Origin of the sequence: Leptolyngbya sp. FACHB-541, assembly GCF_014695875.1 — a bacterium.
Lineage (GTDB): Bacteria > Cyanobacteriota > Cyanobacteriia > Elainellales > Elainellaceae > JAAUTN01.
In genome coordinates this window covers 1-7,628 of sequence record NZ_JACJPC010000074.1, presented here as the reverse complement: position 1 = coordinate 7,628, position 7,628 = coordinate 1, and the positions used below count along the sequence as shown (strand labels likewise).

Sequence of the window (7,628 nt, the reverse complement as noted above, 5' to 3'; positions counted from 1 at the left end):
GCCAAAGTTCATCGCCTGACCGGAAGCGTTGCTAGAGCGCCGCAGGATCATTAGCAAACCCATAATCAGCAAGAACGCCAGCAAGGCATGGATCATCAGCGACGTAACAATGTTGCTACCGGCCGTGGGCTGGACATCAATTGCGACACCCTGATCTCGAGCAGCCTCGATCAGTTCGGTGTTGCGATCGCCCGCAAACAGAGCCACTTCTTGGGGTACGGCATCAGCAGATTCGCCTTCTAGCTCAACTCGGGCAACTCCCCTGGCAGAATCAATCTCTAACCGCTTGACCTGTCTGTTTTCGATGCGCTCAAGCAAATCACTATAGCTGAGGGATTCTTGTCTCGTCTGTGCCAACGCTGGAGTACTGGGCAACACGACCTGTAGCATCATCCAAACGGCAGTCATAGCGCCCGTTACTGCGGCACCTTTGGCAGGCGATCGCCCCCCATTCTTCTGAATTCGTACAGGGTTTCCTTTAGAACCTTCAGCAGAGGCTCGATTGCTCCCATCGAAAGATCGCTGCATTGACACCTTATTCCTAGAATGACTCATACTAAACTGCCTTTCCCGGCTACCTTAGCCTGACTTCTGACTACAACTGCCTAAGTTGAACGAGATCTCCTCAGTTCAAATATGCCTAACAGGGTTGAGTAGATGCTTCTACCCCTAGTCTAACCTCACAGCCCAACTCTACCCACCCGTATGTACATCAGTCCTAGCCCTAAAGCGTACTCGTAATGAATACGATTTAAGCTATACTTAAAATTAATTAAAAATTGCGAATTTAAGAGGGATCTAACTCATGGTTAAGATCGTTGGTATCGCTGGAAGTTTGAGATCCGACTCCTATAGTCAACAAGCCTTGAAAGTAGCAGCAGAGCGCGTTAGGGCTCTGGGTGCTGAGGTTGAAGTTTTAGATTTGCGGCAGCTAAACCTGCCCTTCTGTGACGGGGGCGGCGAGTACCCGGATTACCCCGATGTTGAGCGGCTCCGTAAAGCGGTGCTGGAGGCAGATGGGATTATCCTAGTCACGCCTGAATATCACGGTAGCCTCAGCGGTGTGCTAAAAAATGCGCTGGATCTGATGGGCTTTGAGCATTTCTCTGGAAAGGTTACGGGATTAATGAGCGTTTTGGGTGGACAGTCTAACAGCAACGCCCTCAACGACATGCGAACCATTACCCGATGGGTTCATGCCTGGACAATTCCTGAACAGGTCGCCATTGGGCAAGCCTGGAAAGCCTTTGATGAGGAGGGCAACCTGCAAGATGAGAACCTTTCCAAGCGATTGGATGCTTTTGCTCAAAGCCTGGTTGAGAATACTCAGAAGCTGAGGGGCGTACCTCAACGAGAAATGTCCGTTGCTTGAGGCATTGCTGCTAACGTGATACCGATTTAATTGAAGATGCGGCAGATTTTGGTACGGGCTTGGCAATGTCAAGCCCCTCCACAAGCCCCTTCACAATGCCAAGCTTCTCCTAAGACTTGAGGACGTTCACAGACTTCGTTTAAATTCGGTGTAACTTAGCCTGATGTAAATTGGTGGGTGGATGTAAGTCATCAATTACGGGTTGCTGTAAGTTGCAATTTAATTTGATCGCTTAATCGGGTTGTTTCAACTGAGAGAGTTTAATCGTGATTCGCGTTCGCCTTGCTCCTAGCCCAACGGGAAATCTGCACATTGGTACTGCAAGAACGGCTGTGTTTAATTGGCTGTTTGCGCGGCATCATGGCGGTCAGTTTATTTTGCGAGTTGAGGACACTGACCTGGAGCGATCGCGCCCTGAATACACGCAAAATATTCTGGATGGCTTAACCTGGTTAGGCTTGACCTGGGATGAGGGACCATTCTTTCAAACTGAGCGGCTAGACCTATATCGTCAAGCGATTAAAACCTTGTTAGATAAAGGCTTAGCGTATCACTGCTACTGCAGCGAGGCAGAGCTAGAGTCTATGCGGGCAGAGCAGGAAGCCAGAAATGAAGCACCTCGATATGACAATCGCCATCGCAACCTGACTCCTGAGCAACAGGCAGCATTTCAGGCAGAGGGACGGTTGCCTGTGATCCGTTTCAAAATTGAAGACAGTCGGGAAATTAGCTGGACAGATTTGGTGCGTGGCAAAGTCACCTGGCGCGGCAACGACCTAGGTGGCGATATGGTGATTGCGCGGCGTGCGCCTGTCGGTGAAATTGGTCAGCCGCTCTATAACTTTGTTGTCGTGGTAGACGACATCGATATGAAAATCACCCACATCATTCGGGGTGAAGACCACGTCGCAAACACCGCCAAGCAAATTTTGCTATACGAAGCACTAGATGCTGCAATGCCAGAGTTTGCCCACACGCCGCTGATTCTCAGTCCGGCGGGCAAAAAGCTGTCTAAGCGGGATGGCGTAACCTCGATTTCTGATTTCCAGAAAATGGGCTACCTGCCGGAAGCCTTGGCAAACTACATGACGCTGCTAGGCTGGTCGCCACCTGATGCTACCCAGGAGCGTTTCACCTTAACGGAAGCAGCAAAGCAGTTTGGCTTTGAGCGGGTCAACAAAGCAGGTGCAAAGTTTGATTGGGATAAGCTGAACTGGCTCAACAGTCAGTATTTGCACGAGATGCCTGCAGACAGGCTGACCGATTTGCTAATTCCTTACTGGCAAGAAGCAGGCTATAAGCTTGATGCAGAAGGCGATCGCCCCTGGCTGGAGCAAGTTTCTGCGCTCATTGGGGCAAGTCTAGCCCGCCTGGATGAAGCGGTGCCCATGACCCGCTATCTATTTGAGCCGGACATGCAGTTTTCTGAGGCGGCCGTTACACAACTGCGGCAAGAAGGTACTGCAACCGCACTGCAGGCTGTTTTGACCGCTTTGTCGGAGTCTATTGACCTAGGAGAAGCCTCTGCTCAGGAGATCATCAAACAGGTGGTCAAGACAGAAAATTTGAAGAAAGGACTGGTGATGCGATCGCTCCGGGCCGCCTTGACGACCGACATGCAGGGTCCCGATCTGATTCAATCCTGGCTACTGCTACATCAACACAATCTGGACCAGCTTCGGCTAAAGAGCGCTTTGGCTTTGACCGTCTAGAAATTTGACTGTTTAGAACTGCCTAGAAAAGTGTTTGGCAGTAGCGACTGACTGCGGTAAGGGGGCAAACGAACGTTTGCCCCCTACTTTCACTCCGTAAAAGTTCTGTGGTAAAAGTTGGCCAAGCAGTTCTATTTGGAACTTGCCTAACCTAGTTAACGTCCAGAGAGGTCTATGACAGTTCCGAGGCTCAAAGATTTGTCAAATCAGACTGATATTTGACCAATAGTGCCGTCATACAACACTTAATCCCTAACTTTTTATCATCACTAGAATGAAAATCTATGGGCTGAACCCAAGATCCAGGCTATCCACTACAGTTTTAACAACTGGCATTTTGGTCACTGGGCTATCAGTGGATGTTCCTGTTTACGCTCAGCAGATTCAGGCTCCCGTTATCTCGATTTTTGAAAACGTCACCCTAAGCCCTGACTTTTCTCCCGATCCCACTACGATTCGCGGAATTAGCGGCGGGCCGTTAACGGCCCGCAACGTTGCAGGTAGAACTGAAACTGCGACTGGTCCTTGCGCTGGTTTTGTGGATGAGCAGCCCGATCATACGATTCAACTGACTGAGTTTTTCAGCTATCTCAGCATCCAGATTGAAAGCCCTGAAGATACTACTCTGGTTGTGCGCGGACCAGGCGGAAGCTGGTGCAATGATGATTACCAGAGCAATAACCCTGGAATTGCTGGACAGTGGCTTTCAGGCGACTATGAGGTGTGGGTTGGCTCCTACAATCGCGACAGCTATCACCCTTATGTCATTCGCATCAGCGACAGTCAGTAAAATCAACAGTCAACACAACCGACAGCTAGTAAAACCGACAGTCGGTAGATAAGAATTGCGGCTGGGGACAGTCGGGGACAAAATACCCCTGTTTATCCCCCTAACGGGTGAATCAGCAGGGGGAGGTGATTGTTTTCTGTTGCCCAGTAGCATTAGATGTTGGAAGTAGCTCTTGTGTAAGCACCGACTTGGGTGCGGATCGCCTGCTTTGATTCATGTTTTCTATTCAAGTAAGCAGTTTTATGTTACGAGGAATTGCCTCCTATGGCATCCCAGTTGAGAAGTTGGGTATCGACGGGTAGAGCGGCGATCGCCTTGCTCGTTCAGGAGGGGTTGCCTCGGGTCAAGCAACCTAGACCTGCCTCTGAATTGACAGGCTACGAAGCATGGCGAAACCGCTTTATGTTGAGTCGGCTGCGCCTGGGGCTATGGCTAGCAGTTCCTTGTCTGTTAACGTTCATTGCTCTAGATTTTTATAGTTTTGTAGTCAACCCAGAAGCATTTAAAGCAAGTCATCTCGTCCCTTACCGCTTGGTGCTGACGCTGGAAGGGGCAATGCTGCTGTCACTGTTGTCCTGCGTTGTCTTTTCCAACACTCAAGCAGGGCGTCGCCATCCAGGTGTTTTGTTTCTGTGCCTGTCCTGGTCAATCACACTGGTTGGGCAGATTGTGGCCACGCTCAACGGCGTTGCTAACCCAGATCTGATCGCCTGGAACTTGGCATTTCTAATCCAGGCGACGTTGATTCCGGTGCGCTGGTTTTTGCATTTGGTTGCCCAGCTAGGGGTGCTGATTTATTTTTTTGGAGTCAATTCCGCACTGGGAATCACCATTGATGGCAAACCTGTTTACGCCTGCTTGGTGGTGTGGGTGTATGTGTTTTGGTTTTGCCTAATCTGCAATCTGGCAGTTTATTTATACGAGCAACTTCAGAAAGCCGAATTCCATGCTCAACGAGAGTTACGTTTTTTTCTGCATGCGGTGTCGCATGACCTGCGAAATCCAGTAACCGGAATGTTGTTGCTGTTGCGATCGCTGCTCGATCAGTTGGGTGAGCAGGTTGCGGTCAGCCGTCAAACTTTAGAAAGAATGCTGGAGGGGAGCGATCGCCAGCTTAAGCTGATCAATTCCCTATTGGAAGCTCATACCCACCGCAAACCCTGCATTTGCAAGAAAGAGCCTTTACAACTCAGTGACCTGGTAGAAGCTGTGCTAGCAGATTTTGAGCCGCTGTTAGCCCGAAGACAGGTCACTATTATGAATCGGCTGCCTCAGGATTTACCACCTGTCAGCGCAGATGCAACTCAGCTTTGGCGAGTCTTCAACAACTTAATTGCCAATGCGATCGAACATAACCCACCTGGAGTAACCCTGACGCTCAATGCTAAGCCAAAGAACAGTTTGGCGGGGTCAGACACAGTTTACTGTTGGGTTCATGATAACGGCATCGGAATGCCTCAGCGGGGCGATCGCCTGTTTGCTGACTTGCAGCTTAGAAGGCGCTCTGACTCATTGGGCTTAGGGCTACCGCTCTGCCGTCAAATTATCGAAGCACACGGCGGACACATTGGAATTAACAGCTCTCCTCAGCAAGGCACAACCGTCTGGTTCACCTTGCCTCTAGTCAAATCAGCCGCAATCGCTGACCCTGAATTGGATGATGCCAGGTCAATGCGATCACCCCTCACCCTGGTTCAGCGAGTTAAGTCGATGGGTCAGGACGCGCAACAAAGAGTTGGGCGATCGCTAACGGCTCTATTGGGCAATATCCAGCCCTCCTCTGAGTCTGCGAATTATGAGTCCTGGCAAGAAAATTTGCTCCTTGGTCGCCTGCGACTGAGCCTTTGGCTAACGCTGACTTATATCCTGACGGTTGCTGCTGGCTATGGGCACATGGCGGTCTTCCTGCCCTCTGAATTTGCTGAGTTTCCTGCCGCCCATCGAGCGCTGATTTTTCCAGTTTTTGTGTTCATGGGGCTGAGCCTGTGTCTCTTGCTGGCACTCCACTCCACTAAGTTTGGACAGCAATACCCCAATCTGATTTTTCTAGGATTTTCCTGGTCGGTGACGTTAGTTCCGCAAATCATTGGGACACTCTACGGCTCAGTTTACATAGACATTTTGAGCCTCTGTGTGATTTTGCTGGTGCAAGCGGCTCTAATCCCCGTGCGCTGGTGGTTGCATGTTGTTTCCCAGGTTGGAGCACTGGGATATTACATCGGCGTAAACCTGGCGCTAGGATCAACTACCGTAGGTGGGGAACCGATCTACCATGCCAGCATATTTCTTTACCTGTTCTGGTTCTGCTTTATCTGCGATCTAGCAGTTTTTCTATACGAGCGACTGCAGCGCAACGAGTTTGAATCGCGCAGACAGCTACAGGCGTTTTTACATACCATCACCCATGACCTGCGAACTCCCGTAATGGGTGCTTCGATGCTATTGAAGAACTTACTCAACCAAGCAGGGGAAGAGATACCGGTCAACCGCTTAATTTTGGAGCGAATGTGGCAGGGGAGCGATCGCCAGCTTAACTTGCTGAGTTCTCTGGTTGAAGCGCACGACACCGAAATGCGCTGCCTCGTCTTGCACTGTCGGCCGCTTTACCTAGAACCCTTCGTGCAGTCCGTCCTGGTGAATTTAGAGCCACTGCTTAACAAAAATCAGGTGACACTCAAAAACTTAATTTCGCCTGATTTACCGCCCGTCAGCGCTGACTCCGACCAGCTTTGGCGCTTATTCACCAATCTGATTACCAACGCGGTTAAACACAATCCTCCTGGGATTGAGCTAGTTCTCAAGGCTGATGTAGAAGCCGGAATGCTGCGCTGCACGATTCAAGATAGTGGGCTAGGAATTCAATCTGAGCAGTGTCCCTTTGTGTTTGAACTGTATCCCCAGAGAGGGCGATCACGCTATGTCCCCGGTCTAGGGTTAGGACTGTACGTTTGTCGGCAAATCATCACCGCTCACGGGGGCAAAATTGGGGTCAATAGCAGTCTTGGACAGGGCAGCGCCTTTTGGTTTACTCTACCAATCTCCAAACGGGCGAATTCCATTGGTTGCTCTAATTCCTCTAATTAGGTTAAATTTAGTTAAGATTCGCTCTCAGAAATATTCGATATGTTTAACTGCTGGCTTTCAAAGCTGCATTCCATCGCAAGCTGAGTTAGCGATTAGACTGAGGTTAGCGATATCGTATTTGTTCAAAAACTCTATCCAGGCAGCAATCCTCTGTCTGCAACGGATTTGACTACTTTATTTGTATATAGAGGCTAATCAAGTTATGAAACTTTCCTGGAGAGTCATTCTTCTCTGGACGCTACCCGCCCTCGTCATTGGATTTTTCTTTTGGCAAGGTGCTTTCTCCCCTGTTGCAGCGGATATGAGTCGAAACACCGCCAGCACCCGCATGACCTATGGTCGTTTCCTGGAGTATTTGGCAGCCGATCGCGTTACCAGTGTTGACCTGTATGAAGGTGGCCGGACAGCGATCGTGGAAGCAGTTGACCCCGAACTCGATAACCGGGTACAGCGGCTACGCGTTGATCTTCCTGGAAATGCGCCTGACCTCGTAGCTCGTTTGAGAAGTGAAGGCATCAGCTTTGACTCTCATCCACCCCGCAACGATGGCGCAATTTGGGGCTTGCTGGGCAATCTGATCTTCCCAGTGTTGCTGATTGGCGGTCTATTCTTCTTATTCCGCCGTTCTAGCAACGTTCCGGGAGGCCCGGGTCAGGCAATGAACTTTGGT

General features: G+C 50.1%; 5 protein-coding genes and 1 pseudogene. 5 read left to right on the top strand and 1 reads right to left on the bottom strand.

Annotation, left to right across the window (positions count from 1 at the left end; translation table 11 throughout):
• Nucleotides 1-528 (bottom strand): annotated as a pseudogene (locus H6G00_RS16890) (hypothetical protein); the annotation flags it as partial.
• A 277-nt stretch (nt 529-805) separates the two neighbouring features.
• Here H6G00_RS16890 and H6G00_RS16885 point away from each other — a divergent pair.
• The 5 genes from H6G00_RS16885 to H6G00_RS16860 all read left to right on the top strand — a co-directional run.
• Nucleotides 806-1,372 (top strand): NADPH-dependent FMN reductase, encoded by a 567-nt coding sequence (locus H6G00_RS16885; protein ID WP_190643918.1) that lies wholly within the window; start codon nt 806-808, stop codon nt 1,370-1,372.
• A gap of 263 nt (nt 1,373-1,635) precedes the next feature.
• On the top strand, nt 1,636-3,084 hold the full coding sequence (gltX, locus tag H6G00_RS16880; RefSeq protein ID WP_190797650.1) for a glutamate--tRNA ligase: 1,449 nt from the start codon (nt 1,636-1,638) through the stop codon (nt 3,082-3,084).
• Between the two features lie 274 nt (nt 3,085-3,358).
• Complete coding sequence (locus H6G00_RS16875; RefSeq protein WP_199318544.1) at nt 3,359-3,874, top strand: hypothetical protein; 516 nt, start codon at nt 3,359-3,361, stop codon at nt 3,872-3,874.
• Between the two features lie 264 nt (nt 3,875-4,138).
• Entirely contained in the window at nt 4,139-6,958 is a 2,820-nt protein-coding gene (locus tag H6G00_RS34780) for a HAMP domain-containing sensor histidine kinase (protein ID WP_199318543.1), read from the top strand.
• 202 nt (nt 6,959-7,160) lie between these two features.
• A partial coding sequence (locus tag H6G00_RS16860; RefSeq protein ID WP_190797647.1) for an ATP-dependent metallopeptidase FtsH/Yme1/Tma family protein occupies nt 7,161-7,628 on the top strand: 468 nt, incomplete at its 3' end.

Excerpts from the sequence above, each read along its gene's own strand:
- H6G00_RS16885 (WP_190643918.1), top strand. The coding sequence starts at position 806 with ATGGTTAAGATCGTTGGTATCGCTGGAAGTTTGAGATCCGACTCCTAT.
- H6G00_RS16875 (WP_199318544.1), top strand. The coding sequence starts at position 3,359 with ATGAAAATCTATGGGCTGAACCCAAGATCCAGGCTATCCACTACAGTT.
- H6G00_RS34780 (WP_199318543.1), top strand. The coding sequence starts at position 4,139 with ATGGCATCCCAGTTGAGAAGTTGGGTATCGACGGGTAGAGCGGCGATC.